This is a genomic window from Micromonospora sp. NPDC050686, from assembly GCF_040654475.1.
Classification (GTDB): Bacteria; Actinomycetota; Actinomycetes; order Mycobacteriales; family Micromonosporaceae; genus Micromonospora.
Window position 1 is genome coordinate 1 of the sequence record NZ_JBFAID010000042.1, and the last position, 18,509, is coordinate 18,509.

Annotated in this window: 20 protein-coding genes; 7 read left to right on the forward strand and 13 right to left on the reverse strand. The window is 72.2% G+C overall.

Going from position 1 to position 18,509, the window contains the following annotated elements:
* Positions 1–97: 97 nt before the first annotated feature.
* Positions 98–535, reverse strand: coding sequence for a hypothetical protein (locus AB0H57_RS23435; protein ID WP_357509775.1), 438 nt, complete (start codon positions 533–535; stop codon positions 98–100).
* A 113-nt stretch (positions 536–648) separates the two neighbouring features.
* Here AB0H57_RS23435 and AB0H57_RS23440 point away from each other — a divergent pair, with 113 nt between their 5' ends.
* From AB0H57_RS23440 to AB0H57_RS23450, 3 genes are read left to right on the forward strand one after another with little or no spacing between them, the layout of a single operon-like run.
* Entirely contained in the window at positions 649–1,065 is a 417-nt protein-coding gene (locus AB0H57_RS23440; RefSeq protein ID WP_357509777.1) for a GntR family transcriptional regulator, read from the forward strand.
* A gap of 11 nt (positions 1,066–1,076) precedes the next feature.
* On the forward strand, positions 1,077–1,964 hold the full coding sequence (locus AB0H57_RS23445) for an ABC transporter ATP-binding protein (RefSeq protein ID WP_357509779.1): 888 nt from the start codon (positions 1,077–1,079) through the stop codon (positions 1,962–1,964).
* Entirely contained in the window at positions 1,961–2,950 is a 990-nt protein-coding gene (locus tag AB0H57_RS23450) for a transporter (RefSeq protein WP_357509781.1), read from the forward strand. Before AB0H57_RS23445 ends, AB0H57_RS23450 begins: the two co-directional genes overlap by 4 nt.
* A gap of 45 nt (positions 2,951–2,995) precedes the next feature.
* On the opposite strand, the gene AB0H57_RS23455 is transcribed toward AB0H57_RS23450, so the two are convergent.
* The 11 genes from AB0H57_RS23455 to AB0H57_RS23505 form a co-directional block, all read right to left on the reverse strand.
* Positions 2,996–3,682 (reverse strand): hypothetical protein, encoded by a 687-nt coding sequence (locus AB0H57_RS23455; RefSeq protein ID WP_357509783.1) that lies wholly within the window; start codon positions 3,680–3,682, stop codon positions 2,996–2,998.
* A 119-nt stretch (positions 3,683–3,801) separates the two neighbouring features.
* A complete protein-coding gene (locus tag AB0H57_RS23460; protein ID WP_357509785.1) occupies positions 3,802–4,854 on the reverse strand; it encodes a HAMP domain-containing sensor histidine kinase in 1,053 nt (350 codons plus the stop codon).
* Complete coding sequence (locus AB0H57_RS23465) at positions 4,851–5,516, reverse strand: response regulator transcription factor (protein ID WP_357509787.1); 666 nt, start codon at positions 5,514–5,516, stop codon at positions 4,851–4,853. Before AB0H57_RS23465 ends, AB0H57_RS23460 begins: the two co-directional genes overlap by 4 nt.
* Before the next feature lie 143 nt (positions 5,517–5,659).
* Positions 5,660–5,836: a G5 domain-containing protein gene (locus tag AB0H57_RS23470; protein WP_357509789.1), complete on the reverse strand. Its 177-nt coding sequence runs from the start codon at positions 5,834–5,836 to the stop codon at positions 5,660–5,662.
* A gap of 90 nt (positions 5,837–5,926) precedes the next feature.
* Positions 5,927–6,940: an agmatinase gene (speB, locus tag AB0H57_RS23475; protein ID WP_357509791.1), complete on the reverse strand. Its 1,014-nt coding sequence runs from the start codon at positions 6,938–6,940 to the stop codon at positions 5,927–5,929.
* Complete coding sequence (locus tag AB0H57_RS23480) at positions 6,937–8,139, reverse strand: saccharopine dehydrogenase C-terminal domain-containing protein (RefSeq protein ID WP_357509793.1); 1,203 nt, start codon at positions 8,137–8,139, stop codon at positions 6,937–6,939. Before AB0H57_RS23480 ends, speB begins: the two co-directional genes overlap by 4 nt.
* A complete protein-coding gene (locus AB0H57_RS23485; protein ID WP_357509795.1) occupies positions 8,139–9,560 on the reverse strand; it encodes an FAD-dependent oxidoreductase in 1,422 nt (473 codons plus the stop codon). Before AB0H57_RS23485 ends, AB0H57_RS23480 begins: the two co-directional genes overlap by 1 nt.
* Positions 9,557–10,399: an ABC transporter permease gene (locus AB0H57_RS23490; RefSeq protein WP_357509797.1), complete on the reverse strand. Its 843-nt coding sequence runs from the start codon at positions 10,397–10,399 to the stop codon at positions 9,557–9,559. Before AB0H57_RS23490 ends, AB0H57_RS23485 begins: the two co-directional genes overlap by 4 nt.
* 58 nt (positions 10,400–10,457) lie before the next feature.
* Positions 10,458–11,372: an ABC transporter permease gene (locus AB0H57_RS23495; RefSeq protein ID WP_357509799.1), complete on the reverse strand. Its 915-nt coding sequence runs from the start codon at positions 11,370–11,372 to the stop codon at positions 10,458–10,460.
* Positions 11,369–12,529, reverse strand: a complete 1,161-nt coding sequence (locus AB0H57_RS23500; protein WP_357509801.1) for an ABC transporter ATP-binding protein — start codon at positions 12,527–12,529, stop codon at positions 11,369–11,371. The genes AB0H57_RS23495 and AB0H57_RS23500 overlap by 4 nt, the downstream gene beginning before the upstream one ends.
* 5 nt (positions 12,530–12,534) lie before the next feature.
* The gene (locus AB0H57_RS23505) at positions 12,535–13,719 is read right to left on the reverse strand and encodes a spermidine/putrescine ABC transporter substrate-binding protein (RefSeq protein WP_357509803.1); all 1,185 of its coding nucleotides are present in this window, start codon (positions 13,717–13,719) and stop codon (positions 12,535–12,537) included.
* 210 nt (positions 13,720–13,929) lie between these two features.
* Here AB0H57_RS23505 and AB0H57_RS23510 point away from each other — a divergent pair, with 210 nt between their 5' ends.
* From AB0H57_RS23510 to AB0H57_RS23520, 3 genes are all read left to right on the forward strand, one after another.
* Positions 13,930–14,442 carry an Lrp/AsnC family transcriptional regulator gene (locus AB0H57_RS23510; protein WP_357509805.1) on the forward strand — a complete coding sequence of 171 codons (513 nt, stop codon included), beginning with the start codon at positions 13,930–13,932 and terminating at the stop codon, positions 14,440–14,442.
* 148 nt (positions 14,443–14,590) lie between these two features.
* Positions 14,591–15,937: an aspartate aminotransferase family protein gene (locus AB0H57_RS23515; protein WP_357509807.1), complete on the forward strand. Its 1,347-nt coding sequence runs from the start codon at positions 14,591–14,593 to the stop codon at positions 15,935–15,937.
* Positions 15,922–17,385 carry an FAD-dependent oxidoreductase gene (locus tag AB0H57_RS23520; protein WP_357509809.1) on the forward strand — a complete coding sequence of 488 codons (1,464 nt, stop codon included), beginning with the start codon at positions 15,922–15,924 and terminating at the stop codon, positions 17,383–17,385. Before AB0H57_RS23515 ends, AB0H57_RS23520 begins: the two co-directional genes overlap by 16 nt.
* Before the next feature lie 98 nt (positions 17,386–17,483).
* On the opposite strand, the gene AB0H57_RS23525 is transcribed toward AB0H57_RS23520, so the two are convergent.
* Positions 17,484–17,855 (reverse strand): DUF3499 domain-containing protein, encoded by a 372-nt coding sequence (locus AB0H57_RS23525; protein ID WP_357509811.1) that lies wholly within the window; start codon positions 17,853–17,855, stop codon positions 17,484–17,486.
* Positions 17,856–18,020: 165 nt separating this feature from the next.
* Between AB0H57_RS23525 and AB0H57_RS23530 the strand changes: the two genes are divergently transcribed.
* Positions 18,021–18,464 carry a metallopeptidase family protein gene (locus AB0H57_RS23530; RefSeq protein WP_222954476.1) on the forward strand — a complete coding sequence of 148 codons (444 nt, stop codon included), beginning with the start codon at positions 18,021–18,023 and terminating at the stop codon, positions 18,462–18,464.
* Positions 18,465–18,509 lie beyond the last annotated feature (45 nt).

The following is an 18,509-nucleotide window of genomic DNA, read 5'->3' on the forward strand; positions in this document are numbered from 1 at the left end:
CACCTCTACCGACGCCTCGAAAACCCACCCCAGCCACTTGACGCGGCATAGGAGCGTCCGTCGGCCGGCGGGCGGCCCCCGCCCGCCGGCCGACCTTTCACAGGCACATCCAGCAGTACGCCCCGACGCCGTCCGTCTCGGCGCGCCGGGCCACCCGCCGCAGCTCGTGGACGAGTTCGACGAGGAACCCCGGCTCCGGCTCCCCCATCCATTCCCCGGCGCCGGCCCACACCGTGGCGACCTCGTCGACCCGGTCGTCGGGGAGCGCCGCCAGCTCGGCGACGAAGTCGTCCACCAGCCGGATCAGGTACGGCCCCTCGTCGTCGTTGCCGTCGACCCGCTCGCCGCCGGCCGACAGATCGTCGTCGGACGCGTCGAGCGCCCCGTGTCGGACCGCCGCCCACAGCTGACCGCCCAGCACGAACGGTTCGAGGAACTTGGCCCGCAGCGGCGTCAACTCGTCGCCCGGCCCACGGTCGATCGCGGCCAGCGCCTGCTCCGGGGTGGCGGCGAAGTAGTCGGTCAGGATGCCCACGCCACGGACGCTACGTCCGACCCCTGACACATCCGGCTCCCGATGGGACACCGCGGACCGACTTCCTGTCCTATAGTCCTACTGTCGTAGGACAATAGAAGGGCGGGTGCTGTGTGATCGAGTTCGTGCTGGACGGACGGTCCAAGGTGAACACGTACGTGCAGCTGATCCAGCAGGTGAAGCAGTCCCTCCGGGTGGGCCTGCTGAACCCCGGGGACCAGTTGCCGAAGGTCCGCGACGTCGCGCAGTCGCTGGCCATCAACCCCAACACGGTGCTCAAGGCGTACCGGGAGCTGGAGATCGAGGGCCTGGTGGAGGGCCGCCCCGGGGTGGGCACGTTCGTCCGCCGTACCCTCGGCGGCCCTCCCCTGGCCGACCAGGCCGAGCTGCGCGCGGAGCTGGTGGCCTGGCTGCGCCGGGCGCGGACGGCCGGCCTCACGTCCGAGGACGTCACCGCCCTGGTCGAGACCACCCTGCGCGCCACCCTCGCCGCCGAGGCGGCCCGCACCCGGCCCGCCACGGCCCGATGAGAGGAGACCAGATGGAGATCGCGCTGGAGGCCGAGCGGCTCGGCAAGCGCTACGGACGACGCTGGGCGTTGCAGGACTGCTCGTTCCAGCTGCCCGCCGGACGGATCGCCGGCCTCGTCGGTCCGAACGGCGCCGGCAAGAGCACCCTGCTGCACCTCGCCGTCGGCCTGCTCGGGCCGGACGCCGGGACGGTGCGGGTCTTCGGCCACACGCCCTACGACAATCCAGCCGTGCTCCCCGAGGTCGGCTTCGTCGCCCAGGACACCCCGCTCTACCGCGACTTCACCGCCGCCGAGCTGGTGAGCATCACCGGGCGGATGAACCGCCGCTGGGACGGCACGCTGGCCCGCGAGCGCCTGGCGCAGCTCGGCATCCCGCCGAACCTGCCGGTCGGCCGGCTCTCCGGCGGGCAACGTGCCCAGGTGGCCCTCGCGCTCGCCCTGGCCAAGCGACCCCGGCTGCTGCTCCTGGACGAACCGGTCGCCAGCCTCGATCCGCTGGCCCGGCGCGAGTTCCTCCAGTCGCTGATGGGCAGCGTCGCCGAATCCGGCACGACCGTGCTGCTCTCCTCGCACCTGCTCGCCGACCTGGAGCGGGTCTGCGACCACCTCGTCCTGCTGAACGCCTCCCGGGTACGCCTCGTCGGCGCGGTCGACGAGCTAGTCGCCGGGCACCGGCAACTGGTCGGCCCCCGGCACCGCGGCGAGCCGATCACCGGGGTCGGGACGGTCCTGCGGGCCAGCCACACCGGTCGCCAGTCGACCCTGCTGGCCCGGGTCGACGGGGTGGTCGACCCGGAGTGGACGGTGCACGACGTGACCCTGGAGGAGGTCATCCTGGCCTACCTCGACGAGGGCGAGACCAGATCCAGCCACACGGAATGGGAGGTGCCCGCATGATCACCCTGGCCTGGCGGCAGCATCGCAGGCAGCTGCTGTTCACCCTCCTCGGGTTCGCGGCGCTCGCCGCGCTCATGGTCCCGATCGGCATCTCGATGCGCCACACGTTCACCGACCTCGGCCTGCCCGACTGCGTCCGCCAACTGGCCCGCGGCGACCTGCCGCCGGCCACCGCCGAGACCTGCCAGGGGGCGTTCCACCAGTTCAGCAACCGGTACGGCAATTTGAACCTGGTCGCCGTCCTGCTGCTCGTGCTGCCGATGCTGCTCGGCCTGTTCTGGGGCGCGCCGCTGATCGCCCGGGAGGTGGAGCAGGGCACCCACCGGTTCGCCTGGACCCAGGGCATCAGCCGGCGGCGCTGGGCGCTGGTGAAGTTCGGGCTGGTCGTCGCGGTGACGACCACCGCCGCCGTCTGCTACGGCCTGGGCATGTCGTGGTGGGTCAGCCCACTGACCGAGGCCGCGCGCGAGGGCCGGTTCGGCTTCATCGTCTTCGACCTGCAGGGCGTCGCACCGATCGGCTACACCGTCTTCGCCGTGGCGCTCGGCATCTTCGCCGGCACCCTCGGGCGGCGGATGCTGCCGGCCATGACCATCACCCTCGTCGGGTTCATCGGGATCCGGGCCGCCGTCGCGGTGCTGGCCCGGCCCCACTACCAGCCGGCCCGTACGGCCGAGTTTGCGGTGATCGGGGAAGGCCCGTTGCCGACCAACCGCGGCGACTGGATCCTCTCCAGCGGCGTACGCAACGCCGACGGGACCATGGTGGCCCCGGACGCGCAGATCAGATGCCCGCCGGGCGTCCAGGGGCCCGCCGGCGGGCCGTGCGGCTCCGAACTCGGTGTCCAGCCCGGCGCCTACAACTGGCAGCTCTACCAGCCCGCCGACCGGTTCTGGCTGTTCCAGGGCATCGAGACCGGCATCTTCGTCGCACTCGCCGCGCTCCTGCTCTACCTCACCCTGCGCCAGATCCGCCGGATCGCCTGAGCCTCCACGGCAGGGTGGGCGTGCCGCCCACCCTGCCGAGCCGGGTCAGCCGACCCGCTCCACCACGTTGCGGCGGACCAGGTTCTTGCCCGGCGCGCGGATCAGGTCCATGGCCGCTGCGTTGAGCAGTACGCAGCTGCCCGACCGCCCGGTCACCGTCACCGTCACCGCCTTGCCGTTGTCCAGGTTGGTCACCCGCAGCCGGGCACCCACCGGGAACCGGTCGCTGGTGGCGGCCGGCGGGGCGTCCTCCGCGAAGAACGTGATCGCCCCGGAGCAGACGCTGCGCGCCGGCGGGGCCCCGCCGGCGCCGGTCGCCCCGCCCAGCGGGGTCATGGCGGGCCGCGCGCTGCCCGGCCTGGTCTCCCCGGCCGGAGCGGCCTCCGCCAGACGTTCGACCCGGTTGTTGCGGATCACGTTCTTTCCCGGCTCCCGGACCAGGTCCATCGCCGCCGCGTTGAGCAGTACGCAGCTGCCGGACGGGCCGGTCACCGTCACCGTCGCCGCCTTGCCGTTGTCGAGGTTGGTCACCCGCAGCCGGGTGCCCGCCGGGAACCGGTCGCTGGTGGCCGCCGGCGCCCCACCCTCCGCCGAGAAGGTCACCGAACCCGCGCAGAGCGACCCCTCGATCGGGGCGGTCTCCGCGAACCCCAGCCCGGTGCCCACCGCGAGGGCCGCCGAGGCGGCCACTGCCACGGTCGCCGCCAGTACATGCTTGCGCTGCGCCCTCACGATGTCTCCCGTCGTCCGGTGGTGCCGTCTGACGCCTGGTACGGACGGGACGGCGGGACCGTTCAGCCGCAACCCGATGCCACCACCGAACGCAGCTGATCCGTTACCGACCGCGGCTGTCAGGGCGCGTCGGGCAGCCGGACGTCGACCCGGAGGCCGCCGTCCTCGCCCGGCCGGGCGGCGATGATGCCCCCGTGCGCCTGGGTGATCGAGCGGGCGATGGCCAGGCCGAGCCCCGCCCCGCCGCCCTGGTTCGTGCGGTCGCGGGCCAGCCGCCGGAAGGGTTCGAAGAGCCCGGCGACCGCCTCACCCGGCACGGCCTGGCCGGTGTTCGTGACGGTCAGCGCCGGTTCGTCGCCGACGGCGACGGTGAGCCGGCCGCCCGGCCGGTTGTACTTGATCCCGTTTTCCACCAGGTTGGCGACCAGGCGCTCCAGCAACACCCGCTCGCCGGGCACGACCCGGGGCGCCAGCCGACTCTCCACCGTCACCCCGGCCTCGGCGGCCCGGTCCCCGTACGCGGCCAGCACGCCGCCGACGATCTCGTCGAGGCGTTGCGGGGTGGACGAGCGCAGCCCCTGGTCGCTCTCGCTCAGCGCGAGCAGCCCCTCGATGAGCCGCTCGTTGCGCTCGTTGGTGGCCAGCAGCTGGGCGGTGAGCAGGTCCAACTGCTCACCGGTGAGCGACTGGGCCATGCCGACCTCGATCAGCGTCCGCTGCACCGCCAACGGCGTACGCAGCTCGTGCGAGGCGTTCGCGGCGAACCTCCGTTGCCCCTCATAGCCGGCCGCGACCCGGTCCAGCATGCCGTCGATGGCGCGGGCGAGCCGGGCCAGCTCGTCGGTGCCCGGGCGGCGCGTCCGGTGACTCAGGTTCTGCGGCCCCAGGTCGGCGATCGGGTCGGCGAGGTCCCATACCGGGCGCAGGCACCACCGTGCCGCGCCCCAGAGCGCGAGCACACCGGCCAGCACCACGACAAACTCGGCCAGCACGGGAAGCAGCGGGACGAACGGGCGGGCCGGTTCGCACACCACCCCGACCGTGGCCAGGCCGCAGAACTGCTGGGCCCGCCACCACACCAGGCCGAGCAGCCAGTTGACCAGGCCGGGCAGCAGGTAGCCGGCGAGCAGGGCGAGTACCCCGACCAGCAGGACCCGACGGCGGGGGCTCAACCCGGCTCACCGATCCGGTAGCCGGCCTTCGGCACGGTGTGCAGGACGGCCGGCTGGCCGAGCTTCCTGCGCAGCGTCATCACGGTGACCCGGACGGCGTTGGTGAACGGGTCCGCGAACTCGTCCCAGGCCTGCTCCAGCAGGTCCTCCGCGCTGACCACGCCGCCGCGGGCGCGCATCAGCACGTGCAGGACGGCGTACTCCTTGGGGCTCAGGCCGAGCGGCCGGCCGTCCCGGGTGGCGGTGTGCCGGGCCACGTCGAGCACCAATCCGTGCTGCTCCAGCACGGGCGGCACCGCCGGGGCGGAGCGCCGGCCGAGCGCCTGCACCCGGGCCACCAGCTCGGCGAAGGCGAACGGCTTGGTCAGGTAGTCGTCCGCGCCCAGTCCGAGGCCCGCCACCCGGTCCCGGATGCCGGCGGCGGCGGTGAGCAGCAGCACCCGGGTGCCGGCGTCGGATCGGGCGAGGCTGCGGCACACCTCGTCGCCGGTGGCCCCGGGCATGTCCCGGTCCAGCACGGCCACGTCGTACCGGTTGATCCCGATCCGCTCCAGCGCGCCGTCGCCGTCGTAGCAGACGTCGACCGCCATCGAGAACCGGCGCAGCCCCTCGGCGACCGTGTCCGCCAACAGCCGCTCGTCGTCCGCCACCAGCACCCGCACCGCTATCCGCTCCCCCGGCTTCCTCGTCGCGTATACGGTCCCACGCAGGAGTTAAGGGTTCCGTAAGCACCGCCGAAGCCATCCTCCCCGCTAGCCGCCCGCAGCACGAGGGTTAACCGGGAGCCCCTCCGCTACCGAATGCGTTAAGCGGGGGCCCCTCCTTCCCTCCGCCTCGGCTGGCGGGTGACCACCGAGCGGACCAGCGTCCGGCCGGTGCGCTTCCCATCGGTCAGCGTCACCCGGTAGGTCAGCGTGCGTACCCCGTCGACGGCCCGGGTGGGCACCACCCGCTTGCCCTTCGCCAGCGAGGAGTCCCGCACGGTCCGGGTGCCGTGGGCGATCCGCCGGGTCTCCGTCTCGTTCGGGTCGCGACCACCGGGTCGACTGTTGAGCCGGCAACCGTCGGCGGGTCAGCGGCCGTCGAGCAGCGGCTGGCGGGGGTCCCACGGCGTTCCGCCGGCCGCGTCGCGGCGTCGGCGGGCGATCGCGGACAGCGCCTCCAACACCACCCGGTTGCCGAGATACGCGGTGATGTCGGCGTGGTCGTACGGCGGGGCGACCTCGACCACGTCGACCCCGACCACCGGCAGCTCGTAACAGACCCGGCGGACCGCGTCGAGCAGCTGCCGTGAGGTCAGGCCGCCCGGTTCCGGGGTGCCGGTGCCGGGCGCCATGCCCGGGTCGACGACGTCCACGTCGACGGAGAGGAACACCCCCTCGCACTCGTCCGTGGCGATCCCGAACGCCTCGGTCAGACAGGCGTCCAGGCCGCGGGCCACCAGCTCGGTCATCTCGTACGACCGCATCCGCTGTTGCGCCATCCAGGCCAGGGTCGGCGGGTCCGGCCAGTAGCCGCGCAGGCCGATCTGGAGGAACCGGTCGCCGCGTACCGCGCCGGACTCGATGAGCCGGCGCATCGGCTGACCGTGCCCGTGCAGGGAACCGAACTCGACGTCCCCGGTGTCGGCGTGCGCGTCGAAGTGCACCAGCGACACCCGGCCCAGCCCGTGGTGCCGGGCCACCCCGGTGGCGTCCGGCAGGGCGATGGAGTGGTCCCCGCCGAGCACGACCGGGATCGCCCCGGCGGCGGCCACCGCGTACACGGCCTGTTCCAGGGCGTGCAGCGAGCGCTCGATGTCGCCGGAGAACATCTCCACGTCCCCGGCGTCGTAGACGCACAGGTCCCGCAGCCCGTCGGTGCGCAGGGCGAGCGACGGGCGGGACCCGTCGTGCGGCAGGTAGCAGGCCTGCCGGATGGCCGACGGCCCGAACCGGGTACCGGGGCGGTGCGAGGTGCCCCCGTCGAACGGGGCACCGACGATCACCACGTCGGCGTCGGCGTACGTCACCGGCTCCTCGATGGTGCACGGCGGCACGCCGAGGAAGGTCACGTCCGGGCCGTACATCGGGCCGTAACGGGTCACCGCTCCTCCATCCCCCAGGGCGAGCCGTAGCCGGTCAGCAGGTCCAGGAAGGGCTTCGGCGGCAGCGCCTCGGGGCCGAGCACCCCGGTGCCGGACCAGGCGCCGGTGGCCAGCAGCTCCAGCGCCACCACCGGGTTGACCGCGGTCTGCCAGACCACCGCCTGGTGGCCGTACTCCCGCATCGACCACTCGTTGTCGACCACGTGGTAGAGGTAGACCCGGCGCGGGCGCCCGTCGACGCCGGTGCCGGTCACGTACGTCCCGGCGCAGGTCTTGCCGCGCATCTTCTCGCCCAGCGTGGCCGGGTCGGGCAGGCAGGCGGCCACCACGTCGCGCGGTGACACGTCGACGCCACCGACCCGCACCGGCTTCGTCGAGTCCAGCCCGAGCTTGTGCAGCGTCTTCAGCACCTCGATGAACTCGTCGCCGAGGCCGTACTTGAAGGTGACCCGCTTCGCCCGCACCCAGCGCGGGATCAGCAGCACCTCCTCGTGCTCCACGTTGACGCACTCCACCGGCCCGATGCCCGCCGGGAAGTCGAAGACCTCCGGCTCGCTGAACGGCTCGGTGGTGAACCAGCCGCGCGACGACTCCCAGACCACCGGCGGGTTCAGGCACTCCTCGATGGTGGTCCAGATGGAGAACGACGGGGCGAAGTCGTAGCCGTCGACGGTGAGGTTCGCGCCGTCGCGTACCCCGATCTCGTCGATCTCGGCGAACAGCTCGTCGGCGGCGTAGCGGGCGAAGACGTCGGACAGGCCCGGCTCGACGCCGATGCCGCAGAGCGCCAGCCGGCCGGCCTCCGCCCAGTCGTCGGCCACCGCGAACTGCTCGTCGCCCAGCTTCACCCCCGGCTCCGCGTAGGGGCGGACGGCGTGCGGCCGGGACAGTGACATCGCCATGTCCAGGTAGTCCGCCCCGGCCGCGAACGCCCCGTCGAAGATCGGCATGACGAAACGCGGGTCGACCGCGTTGAGCACGTGTGTGATCCGGTGCTCGCGGCAGAGCGCGGCCACCGCGTCCGCCGAGGAGGCGTCGACCCGGGCGGCGGTGAACCGGTCACCGTGCCCGGCCACCGCCCGCTCCGCGCGGGCCGGGTCGTAGTCGGCGACCACCATGGTCTCGAAGAAGGTACGGCGGGCCGCGATGGCGACGGCGGCGGAGCCGACCCCGCCGGCGCCGACGAGCAGGATGCGCATCAGGAATCGAACCCCAAACCAAGACGATCGAGCGTACGGAGCCAGAGGTTGCGCCGGCCCTCGCGCGCGTCAGCGCGGGCGAGCGACCAGCGGGTGAGGTTGATGCCGGTGGCCCGGACGGGCTCCGGCGGAAACGGCAACGGCTTGCGGCGCACCAGGTCCAGCCGGGTCAGCGGGGTCTCCGCCCCGCCGAGCAGGTCCAGCATCACCCGGGCGCCGAACCGGGTGGCGCCGACGCCGAGCCCGGTGAAGCCGGCCGCGTACGCCAGCCGCCCCTCGTACGCGGTGCCGAAGAAGGGGCAGAACCGGGTGCAGGTGTCGATCACCCCGCCCCAGCGGTGGCTGAATCGCAGGCCGTCGAGCTGGGGAAAGGTGGTGAAGAAGTGTTCGGCGAGCGCGGTGAAGGTGGCTGGCCGCTGCTCCAGCTGCGGGGCCACCCGGTTGCCGTAGTGGTAGACCGCGTCGTAGCCACCGAACAGGATCCGGTCGTCGGCGGTGATCCGGTAGTAGTGGAACTGGTTGCCGCTGTCGGCCAGCCCTTGCCGGTTTGCCCAGCCCACCGCCTTGCGCTGCGCCGCCGACAGCGGCTCGGTCATCAGCGCGTAGTCGTAGACCGGCACGATCCAGGCCCGCAGCCGGCGCAGCAGCGGCGGGAAGGCGTTGGTGGCGAGCACCACCTGCCCGGCCCGGACGGAGCCGGGCGCGGCGTGCGGGCCACCGGCAGTGCCGGCCCGCAACGCGGCGCCGTCGCGGCGCAGCCCGGTGACCCGGGTGTGCTCGGCGATCCGCACCCCCTCGGCCAGGCAGGCCCGGCGCAGGCCCCAGGCCAGCTTCGCCGGGTCGAGCATGGCCACCCGGTCCCGGTCCCACAGCCCACCGAGGTACGTCGGCGAGTCCACCTCGGCGCGGACCTCGTCGCGGTCGAGCAGCCGGACGTCGTGGCCGTACCGCCGGGCCAGCTCGGCGTCCTCGGCCAGTCCGGCCAGCTGGTACGGCTCGACGGCCACCGCCAGCTCGCCGGTGCGTTCGAGGTCGCAGTCGATCCCGTATGCCGCGACGGTGGCGACGACGGCCGCCAGGTTCTGCCGTCCCAGCCACTCCAGCTCGTCGATCTCGCCGGGGAACCGGTCCACCCCGTTGGCCAGGCCGTGGGTCAGCGAGGCGGCGCAGAAGCCGCCGTTGCGTCCGGACGCCGCCCAGCCGCAGGTGCCGGCCTCGACCAGCAGCACGTCCCGGCCGGGATCGTCCCGCTTGGCGAGCAGCGCGGCCCACAACCCGCTGTAGCCTCCGCCGATCACCAGCAGATCGGCCGACTGGTCGCCGGACAGCGGCGGCAGCGGGTCGGGTCGCTCCGGGCGGTCCAGCCAGTACGGCACGGGCGCCGCGTCGGCCAGCGCCCGGCCGGTATGCGGTCCGGTCATGACCGGCTCGTCGGCGGGGCGGCGGCCGGGGCGGGTGCGGTGAGCGCGGCGCGCCGGGTCCGCCGGCCGCGCAGCGAACTCGCCCCGACCAGCAGCAGCGCGATCCCGAACATCGCCGTGCCGATGACGTTGACCTGCGGCGGGATGCCCCGCTGGGCGGCACCCCAGACGTACATGGGGAAGGTGACCGTGGTGCCGGCGTTGAAGTTCGTGATGATGAAGTCGTCGAAGCTGAGCGAGAAGGCGAGCAGCGCGGCGGCCACGATGCCGGGCAGCACCAGGGGCAGGGTGATCCGCCGGAAGGTCTGCCACTCGCTGGCGTACAGGTCCATCGCGGCCTCTTCCAGCCGGTGGTCCATGCCGGCGAGTCGGGCCTTCACGGTGACCACCACGAACGACACGCAGAACATCACGTGCGCGATGACGATGGTCCAGAAGCCCTGCGGCACCCCGGCGGCGACGAAGAGGGCGAGCAGCGAGGTGCCCATCACCAACTCCGGGGTCGCCATCGGCAGGAAGATCAGCACGTTGATCCCGGACCGGCCGCGGAACCGCTGCCGGACCAGGGCGAACGCCATCAGGGTGCCGAGCACCGTGGAGACCACGGTGGCGATGAAGCCGATCTGCATGCTGCGCACCACCGCGTCGCACATGTCCGAGGTCGCGCACGGCTGGCGCCAGTTGTCGAAGGTGAACTCGTGGAAGTCGTACGACAGTCGGTTGGCCGGTCGGTTGAAGGACAGCGCGGCCACCACGAGGATCGGCAGCGACAGGTAGCCGAGCACCAGCAGGGCCACGATCATCACCCAGCGGTCGGTGAGCCAACGCGAGATCCGCATCAGAGCCCACCCTCATCCGCGACTGCGGGGCTCCGCTTCGCTGCACTCCTCGCGCTCATCACAACATCTCCTCGGTGCCGGCCTTGCGCAGGTAGCCGAAGACGATCGCCAGGATCGCCGCCATCAGCAGGAACGACAGCGCGGCGCCCTGCGGGTAGTCCAGCCGGACCAGGAACGCCGAGTCGATGACGTTGCCGATCATGTACTCGTTCGGGGTGCCGAGCAGTTCGGCGTTGATGTAGTCACCGGTGGCCGGGATGAAAAAAAGTAGTGTGCCGGCGATCAGGCCGGGCATCGACAGCGGCAGGGTGACCCGGCGGAACGCCTGCCATCCGCCGGCGTACAGGTCACTGGCCGCCTCCAGCAGGCGGGGATCCAACCGCTCCAGGCTCGCGTACAGCGGCAGCACCAGGAACGGCAGGAAGTTGTACGTCAGGCCGAGCACCACCGCGATCGGGGTGGCGAGCAGCCGGCCGTCGGGACCGAGCAGGTGCACGTCGCGCAGCAGTCCGACCAGCCACCCGTTGTCCGACAGGATGGTCTTCCAGGCCAGCGTGCGGACCAGGAAGCTGGTGAACATCGGGGCCACCACGCAGACCAGCAGCAGGTTCTTGAACCGGCCGGCCTTCTGGGCGATCGCGTACGCCAGCGGGTAGCCCATCAGCAGGGCCAGCGCCAGCGCGATCGCCGAGTACAGCAGCGATCGGCCGAACTGCGGCCAGTACGCCTGCAACGCGTTGGGGTAGTTCTCGACCGCAAAGGTCAGCGCGTATCCGGTGGCGAGCGATCCGCTCGGGTCGTAGAGGCTGGCCGCGCCGAGCTGGAACAGCGGCAGGGCGAAGAAGATGAACAGCCACGCCGCGCCGGGCAGCAGGAGCAGGTACGGCAGCAGCCGGTGCCGGCTCCGCCGGGGTGCCGGCTGGGGGGCCGCCGGCTGCCCCGACGCGGTCGGTACGTGGGCGAGCGCAGTCACGACAACGCCCCCACCGGTGGCTGCTCGTCGAGCAGCGGGGTGGTGCGGTCGTCGTCGGCGCCCGCCTCGCGGGGCAGCAGGAAGGCGTGCCGCGGGTCCCAGTGCGCCACCACCGACGCCCCGACCGGGAAGCGAGCCTCGGCGCCGTTGTTGGCGGCGAACGCGGACAACTCGCTGCCCCAGCCGGTCCGGACCAGATACTGGGTGCTGACCCCGACGTACGCGGCGTCGGTGATCACCCCGGCGACCGACTGGTGTCCGGTGGGTACCTGGTCGGACGAGTCGACCAGGTGCAGCTTCTCGGGGCGTACCCCGAGATAGACCGGCCCCCGGTCGAGCCGCACCCGGTCGCGCGGCACGGAGAACCGCGCGTCGTGCGCCGAAACCAGCACCTCGTCCCCGCTGGTCCCGGCGGCCTCGCCGGCGAGCAGGTTGGACTGGCCGAGGAAGTTCGCCACGAACGCGGTGGCCGGGTACTCGTAGAGGTCCGCCGGTGCGCCCAGCTGCTCGATCCGGCCGGCATTCATCACCGCGACCGTGTCGGCCATGGTCATGGCTTCCTCCTGGTCGTGGGTGACGTGCACGAAGGTGATGCCCACCTCGGTCTGGATCCGCTTCAGCTCGATCTGCATCTGCCGGCGCAGCTTCAGGTCGAGCGCGCCGAGCGGCTCGTCCAGCAGCAGCACCTGCGGGTGGTTGATGAGCGCCCGGGCCAGCGCGACTCGCTGCTGCTGGCCGCCGGAGAGCTGGGCGGGCTTGCGGCGGCCGTACCCTTCGAGCTGCACCAGCGCGAGCATCCGGTCGACCTGGTCGCCGACGTTGCGGATGCCGCGCCGGCGCAGCCCGAAGGCGACGTTCTCGTGGATGTCCAGGTGCGGGAAGAGGGCGTAGCTCTGGAACACCGTGTTCACCGGCCGCTTGTACGGCCGGAGCCGGGCGATGTCCCGGTCCCCCAGCAGCACCTGCCCGCTGCTCGGCTCCTCCAGCCCGGCGATCATCCGCAGGGTGGTGGTCTTGCCGCAGCCCGAGGCGCCGAGCAGGGCGAAGAACGAGCCCTGCGGAATGGTGAGGCTGAGGTCGTCGACCGCGGTGAAGATGCCGAACCGCTTGGTCAGGTTGGCCAGCCTCAGGTCGCCGGCCGGTGTCTCGTGTCCCATCGTTCTCACGCCCCGATGACCTGCTGGAACTTGGCCTCGTACTCCTTCTCCTGCTTCTCGTCCAGGGCCATGAAGCCCTTGGCCTTCGACAGCAGCGCCTCGTCGGGGAAGATGAGCGGGTTCTTGGCCAGGTCCGGGTCGATCTTCTCCATCTCGGCCTGCGCGCCCTTGACCGGGCAGATGTAGTTGACGTACGCGGCGAGCTGGGCCGCCACGGCCGGGTCGTAGTAGTAGTTGATCAACTCTTCGGCGTTCGCCTTGTGGCTGGCCTTGTTCGGCACCAGCATGTTGTCCGACCAGAGCATCACGCCGGACTCCGGCGCGACGAACTTGATGTCCTCGTTGTCGAAGCCGAGCTGGATGACGTCGCCGGACCAGGCCATGCAGGCCGCGATGTCGCCCTTGTTGAGGTCCTGGGAGTAGTCGTTTCCGGTGAACTTGCGAATCTGCCCCGAGTCGACGGCCCTCTTGAGCTTGTTCAGCGCGTCGTCGAACTGCGCCGTGGTGAAGTTCGCCGGGTCGTGGCCGTTGGCCTGGATCAGCAGGCCCATGGTGTCCCGCATCTCGGACAGCGCGGTCACCTTGCCCTTGAGGTCCGGGCGGGTGAGCAGCTCGTCGACGGTGCGGATCTCCTTGGTGACCTTGGCGTTGTACGCCAGCGCGGTCAGGCCGGACTGCCACGGGGCGGAGAGCTGGCGGTCCGCGTCGAAGGACGCGTTGCGCAGCGAGGGCAGCAGGTTGGCCTCGACGTTGGGCATCCTGGCCTTGTCCAGCTTCTGGATCCAGCCGAGCCGGATCATCCGGGCCGCCATCCAGTCGGTGAGGACCATGAGGTCCCGCCCGGTGCTCTGACAGCCGGCGAGCTGGTTCTGCACCTTGCCGAAGAACTCGTTGTTGTCGTTGATGTCCTCGGTGTAGGTCACCTGGATGCCGGACTTGGCGATGAACGCGTCCACGGTGGGCCGCTTGGACTCGTCCTTCTCGTCGACGTCGACGTACTGCGGCCAGTTCGAGAACGCCAGCTTCTTCTCCGTCGCGGAGAGGTCGTCGCTCCTGCAACCGGCCTCGGTCTGCTGGGCACCTTTGGTGCCGCAGCCGGCGAGCGCGCCGCCGGCGGCGAACATCGCCGCCGTGCCGAGCGTGCCGGTGAGCAGACCACGCCGAGTGAGGGGTCGAAGGGGACTACGCATGTGACGACTCCTAGGGGGGGTCATCGTCGGCGGCGGGACGGGGGCGGCCGCGCCGGCGGGAGAGCCTTCAGGCGATGGACGACTGATCCTGACATGGCGTGACCTTGCTTACAAGGGATTCCGTTGCGGACGTCGCCCTAGGCGACGAAATACGCCAGACTGCGGCGGGGCGTACGCTCAGCACCGAGTTTCGGAACCCAGGAGCGAACCATGGTCATACGGCAACAGGAGAACGGCAACACAGCCCGCCGCGTCACCGTCCGTGACGGCTCCGCTCACGCTCTGCTCGACGACGTGGCGAAGCAGATCATCGAGCAGTTGCAGGAGGACGGCCGCCGGCCGTACGCGACGATCGGCAAGGCGGTCGGGCTCTCCGAGGCCGCCGTACGGCAACGGGTGCAGCGACTGCTGGACGCCGGGGTGATGCAGATCGTCGCGGTCACCGACCCGCTCCAACTGGGCTTTCCCCGCCAGGCCATGATCGGCCTGCGCACCGACGGGGACCTGGAGGCGGTCGCCGACCGGCTGGCCGACCTCGACGAGATCGACTACGTGGTGATAACCGCCGGCTCCTTCGACCTGCTGGCCGAGGTGGTCTGCCGCAACGACGCCCACCTGCTGGAGATCCTCCAGCGACTGCGCGCGGTCCCCGGCGTGCTGGCCACCGAGGCGTTCGTGTACCTCAAGCTGCGCAAGCAGACCTACAGCTGGGGCACCGCCTGATACGAATTCCGTTGCCACAGTCATGGGCTCTTGCTGAATTCGTTGCTGGAGGTCGCTGACACTTGCGTGATCAGCATCGACTGTGCGATAACCGTCAGCAGAGCGGCCGGTGTCACCCCTGACCGGCCCGATACCCGATGGGGCTGACATGGCCAACGCCACCGACCACCTCTGGATGCACTTCACCCGGATGGCGAGCTACTCCGCCGGCGAGGTGCCGACCATCGTGCGCGGCGAGGGCGCGTACGTCTGGGACTCCCACGGCCGCCGATACCTGGACGGTCTCGCCGGACTCTTCGTCGTCAACGCCGGACACGGCCGCACCGAGCTGGCCGAGGCGGCCGCCAAGCAGGGCGCCGAGCTGGCCTACTTCCCGCTCTGGTCCTACGCCCACCCGAAGGCCGTCGAGCTGGCCGAGAAGATCGCCGAGCTCGCCCCCGGCGACCTGAACCGGGTCTTCTTCACCACCGGCGGCTCCGAGGCCGTCGAGGCCGCCTGGAAGCTGGCCCGGGCATACTTCAAGCGCACCGGCCAGCCGAACAAGCACAAGGTGGTCAGCCGGTACATCGCCTACCACGGCACCTCGATGGGCGCGCTGTCCATCACCGGCCTGCCCGGCATCAAGAGCGATTTCGAGCCGCTGGTGCCCGGCGGCATCAAGGTGCCGAACACCAACTTCTACCGGGCCCCGGAGCACGGCGACGACATCGAGGCGTTCGGCCGGTGGGCCGCCGAGGAGATCGGCCGCGCCATCGAGCGGGAGGGGCCGGACACGGTCGCCGCGGTCTTCCTGGAGCCGGTGCAGAACTCCGGCGGCTGCTTCCCCCCGCCGCCCGGCTACTTCGAGCGGGTCCGCGAGATCTGCGACGCGTACGACGTGCTGCTGGTCAGCGACGAGGTGATCTGCTCGTGGGGCCGGCTCGGCGAGTACTTCGGCGCCACCCGGTACGGCTACCAGCCGGACATCATCACCACCGCCAAGGGCATCACCTCCGGCTACGCCCCGCTCGGGGCGATGATCGCCAGCGAGCGGCTGATGGAGCCGTTCCTCACCGAGACCGGCATGTTCGCGCACGGGGTGACCTTCGGCGGCCACCCGGTCTCCTGCGCGGTGGCGCTGGCCAACCTGGAGGTCTTCGCCCGCGAGGACCTGGTCGGGCACGTCCGGGCCAATGAGGACGCGTTCCGGTCCACCCTGGAAAAGCTCACCGACCTGCCGATCGTCGGCGACGTCCGGGGCGACGGCTACTTCTACGGCATCGAACTGGTCAAGGACAAGGCGACCCGGGCCACCTTCGACGAGGCCGAGTCGGAGCGGCTGCTGCGCGGTTTCCTCTCCACCGCGCTGTTCCAGGCCGGGCTCTACTGCCGCGCCGACGACCGCGGCGACCCGGTGGTGCAGCTCGCCCCGCCGCTGATCGCCGAGCAACAGCAGTTCGACGAGATGGAACAGATCCTACGTGCGGTGCTGACCGAGGCATGGGCACGCCTCTGAGCGGGGCGGCGGGATCGGGCGGGGCCGGGAACCATGGCGACGGGTCCCGGCCCCGCCCCTTCGGCCCCGCGACCCGCTACCAGGACCTGTCGTACTGGCTGTCGAGTGTGGACGAACCGCTGGCCCCCGGGCCCGCGCTGCCCGGCGACGCCGAGGCCGACGTGGTGATCGTGGGCGCCGGCTACACCGGGCTGTGGACGGCGTACTACCTGGCCGGCGCCGACCCGTCGCTGCGGATCGTGGTGCTGGAGGCCGAGATCGCCGGGTACGGGGCCTCCGGGCGCAACGGCGGCTGGTGCTCGGCGCTCTTCCCCACCTCACTGCCGGCGCTGACCCGGCGGCACGGACGGGACCGGGCGCTGGCGATGCAGCGGGCCATGCGGGCGACCGTCGGCGAGGTGGGCCGGGTGGTCGCCGCCGAGGGGATCGACTGCGACTGGCGCCAGGGCGGCACGGTCGTGCTGGCCCGCACCGAGGCCCAGCTCGACCGGGCCCGGGCCGAGGTGGCCACCGCCCGCGAGCACGGGCTCGACCCGGACGACCTGGTGCTCCTGGACGCCGCCGAGGCCGCCGCCAGGTGCGCCGCCGAGGGGGTACGCGGCGGGACGTACACGCCGCACTGCGCCGCGGTGCACCCGGCGAAACTGGTCCGCGGGCTGGCCCGGGCGGTGCGGCGGCGCGGAGTGACCATCCACGAGCGCACGCCGGTGACTGCGCTGCGGGCCGGCGCGGCGGTGACCCCGTACGGCACCGTCCGCGCGCCGGTGGTGGTGCGGGCGACCGAGGGTTACACGCCCGGGCTGCCGGGGCAGCGCCGCACGGTGGCGCCGGTCTACTCACTGATGGTGGCCACCGAGCCGCTGCCCGAGCGGACCTGGGCCCGGATCGGGCTGGCCGAGCGGGAGACCTTCTCCGACCACCGGCACGTCATCGTCTACGGCCAGCGCACCGCCGACGGCCGGCTGGCCTTCGGCGGGCGGGGCGCCCCGTACCACTTCGGCTCCCGGGTAGCCCCACGCTACGACCGGGAGCCCCGGGTCTTCGCCGCGCTGCGCCGGGCGCTGGGCGAGCTGTTCCCGGTGCTCGGGCCGGACGTGCCGATCAGCCACACCTGGGGTGGCCCGCTGGGGGTGGCCCGGGACTGGGCCGCCTCGGTGGGGCTGGACCGGTCCAGCGGCCTCGCCTGGGCCGGCGGGTACGTCGGCGACGGCGTGGGCACCAGCAACCTGGCCGGGCGTACGCTCGCCGACCTGATCCGGGGTGCGGAGAGTGACCTGACCGCCCTGCCCTGGGTCAACCACCGTTCCCGCCGCTGGGAGCCGGAGCCGCTGCGCTGGCTGGCCGTCAACGCCGGCCTACGACTGATGGCCGCCGCCGACGAGGCGGAACTGCGCACCGGCCGCCCGTCCCGCCGCGCCGCCGCCTTCTCCCGCCTCCTCGGCCAGTGACCCACCCGGTCGGAAGCGTTGATCAAGGAGTTTGCGTCGGAAACCCGTGCGGGCCCGGAGGCAAACTCCTTGGTCAACTCGCCGAGTCGAGGCGGGGGTCAGTGGTGGGGGGGGATTACCCGGAGGTGGCCGCGTCGGCCGGTGTGCGGGGTGCCCGGGACCGGGTTCTGGTCGCCCTCCGGGGGGCGCGGCGGGGCGGGGCGGGCCGCCTCGCGGACCGCCTCGGCGAGCGCCACCAGGTCGTCGGTGGTGGGCGGCGGCGGCTCGAACTCGCCCTCGTGCCGGACCACGTCCCAGCCGCGCGGCGCGGTCAGGCTGCGGGCGTGCGGCTCGCACAGGTCGTACGTGTGTGGCTCGGCGAAGGCGGCCAGCGGCCCCACCACCGCCGTCGACTCGTTGTAGACATAGGTCAGTGTGGCGACCGCTTGCCGGGGGCAGCCGTTACGGGAGCAGCGCCGTGGTGACCTCACGGCGGCAGGGTATCCCCAATACCGGGTTCGGCGCACCGGTTCGCGTTACGACACGCCCGTCACCGTGATCACAATTCGCACCCGTCGTCCGGCTCTCCGACACCCCGGCGGCACGCCGGTGACGTCACCACCGGGCGGCCCGGGTCGGGGGCTACCCTGTGCCTCATGACGAGTCCGCAGCACCGCCGCCCGGGGCGGCGCGCCCACCGCGACCGGCACGGACGCGGTCTGCGGGGTCGGCTGGTGCCGGCGACCGTCCCGCTGGCCCGTACCAAGGCCGAGGTCTTCGACGACCTGGTGCTGGACACGGTGGAGACGCTGGAGCGGCGGTTCGCCAAGGAGCTGGCCGGCGTCGAGTTCGCGGTCGAGGACGTCCCGCCGGACCTCAACGTCTACGACTCCGACGTGCTGGAGGACGGCGAGGTGCCGCTCGCCCGCCTGCTACCGGGCCGCCCGGGCCGGCAGGAGGTGCCGCCCCGGATCGTGCTCTACCGCCGGCCGCTGGAGTTCCGGGCGATGGACCGGGAGGATCTCGCCGACCTGGTGCACGACGTGATCATCGAGCAGGTGGCGAACCTGCTCGGGGTCGACCCCGACGAACTGGCCTGACCGGCGCCGCGCCCCCGCGTCGCTCCGGCCTTCCCGGGCCACGCC

Excerpts from the sequence above, each read along its gene's own strand:
- AB0H57_RS23445 (WP_357509779.1), top strand. The coding sequence starts at position 1,077 with ATGGAGATCGCGCTGGAGGCCGAGCGGCTCGGCAAGCGCTACGGACGA.
- AB0H57_RS23450 (WP_357509781.1), top strand. The coding sequence starts at position 1,961 with ATGATCACCCTGGCCTGGCGGCAGCATCGCAGGCAGCTGCTGTTCACC.
- AB0H57_RS23480 (WP_357509793.1), bottom strand. The coding sequence starts at position 8,139 with ATGCGCATCCTGCTCGTCGGCGCCGGCGGGGTCGGCTCCGCCGCCGTC.
- AB0H57_RS23485 (WP_357509795.1), bottom strand. The coding sequence starts at position 9,560 with ATGACCGGACCGCATACCGGCCGGGCGCTGGCCGACGCGGCGCCCGTG.
- AB0H57_RS23490 (WP_357509797.1), bottom strand. The coding sequence starts at position 10,399 with ATGCGGATCTCGCGTTGGCTCACCGACCGCTGGGTGATGATCGTGGCC.
- AB0H57_RS23500 (WP_357509801.1), bottom strand. The coding sequence starts at position 12,529 with ATGGGACACGAGACACCGGCCGGCGACCTGAGGCTGGCCAACCTGACC.
- AB0H57_RS23505 (WP_357509803.1), bottom strand. The coding sequence starts at position 13,719 with ATGCGTAGTCCCCTTCGACCCCTCACTCGGCGTGGTCTGCTCACCGGC.
- AB0H57_RS23510 (WP_357509805.1), top strand. The coding sequence starts at position 13,930 with ATGGTCATACGGCAACAGGAGAACGGCAACACAGCCCGCCGCGTCACC.
- AB0H57_RS23515 (WP_357509807.1), top strand. The coding sequence starts at position 14,591 with ATGGCCAACGCCACCGACCACCTCTGGATGCACTTCACCCGGATGGCG.
- AB0H57_RS23520 (WP_357509809.1), top strand. The coding sequence starts at position 15,922 with ATGGGCACGCCTCTGAGCGGGGCGGCGGGATCGGGCGGGGCCGGGAAC.
- AB0H57_RS23530 (WP_222954476.1), top strand. The coding sequence starts at position 18,021 with ATGACGAGTCCGCAGCACCGCCGCCCGGGGCGGCGCGCCCACCGCGAC.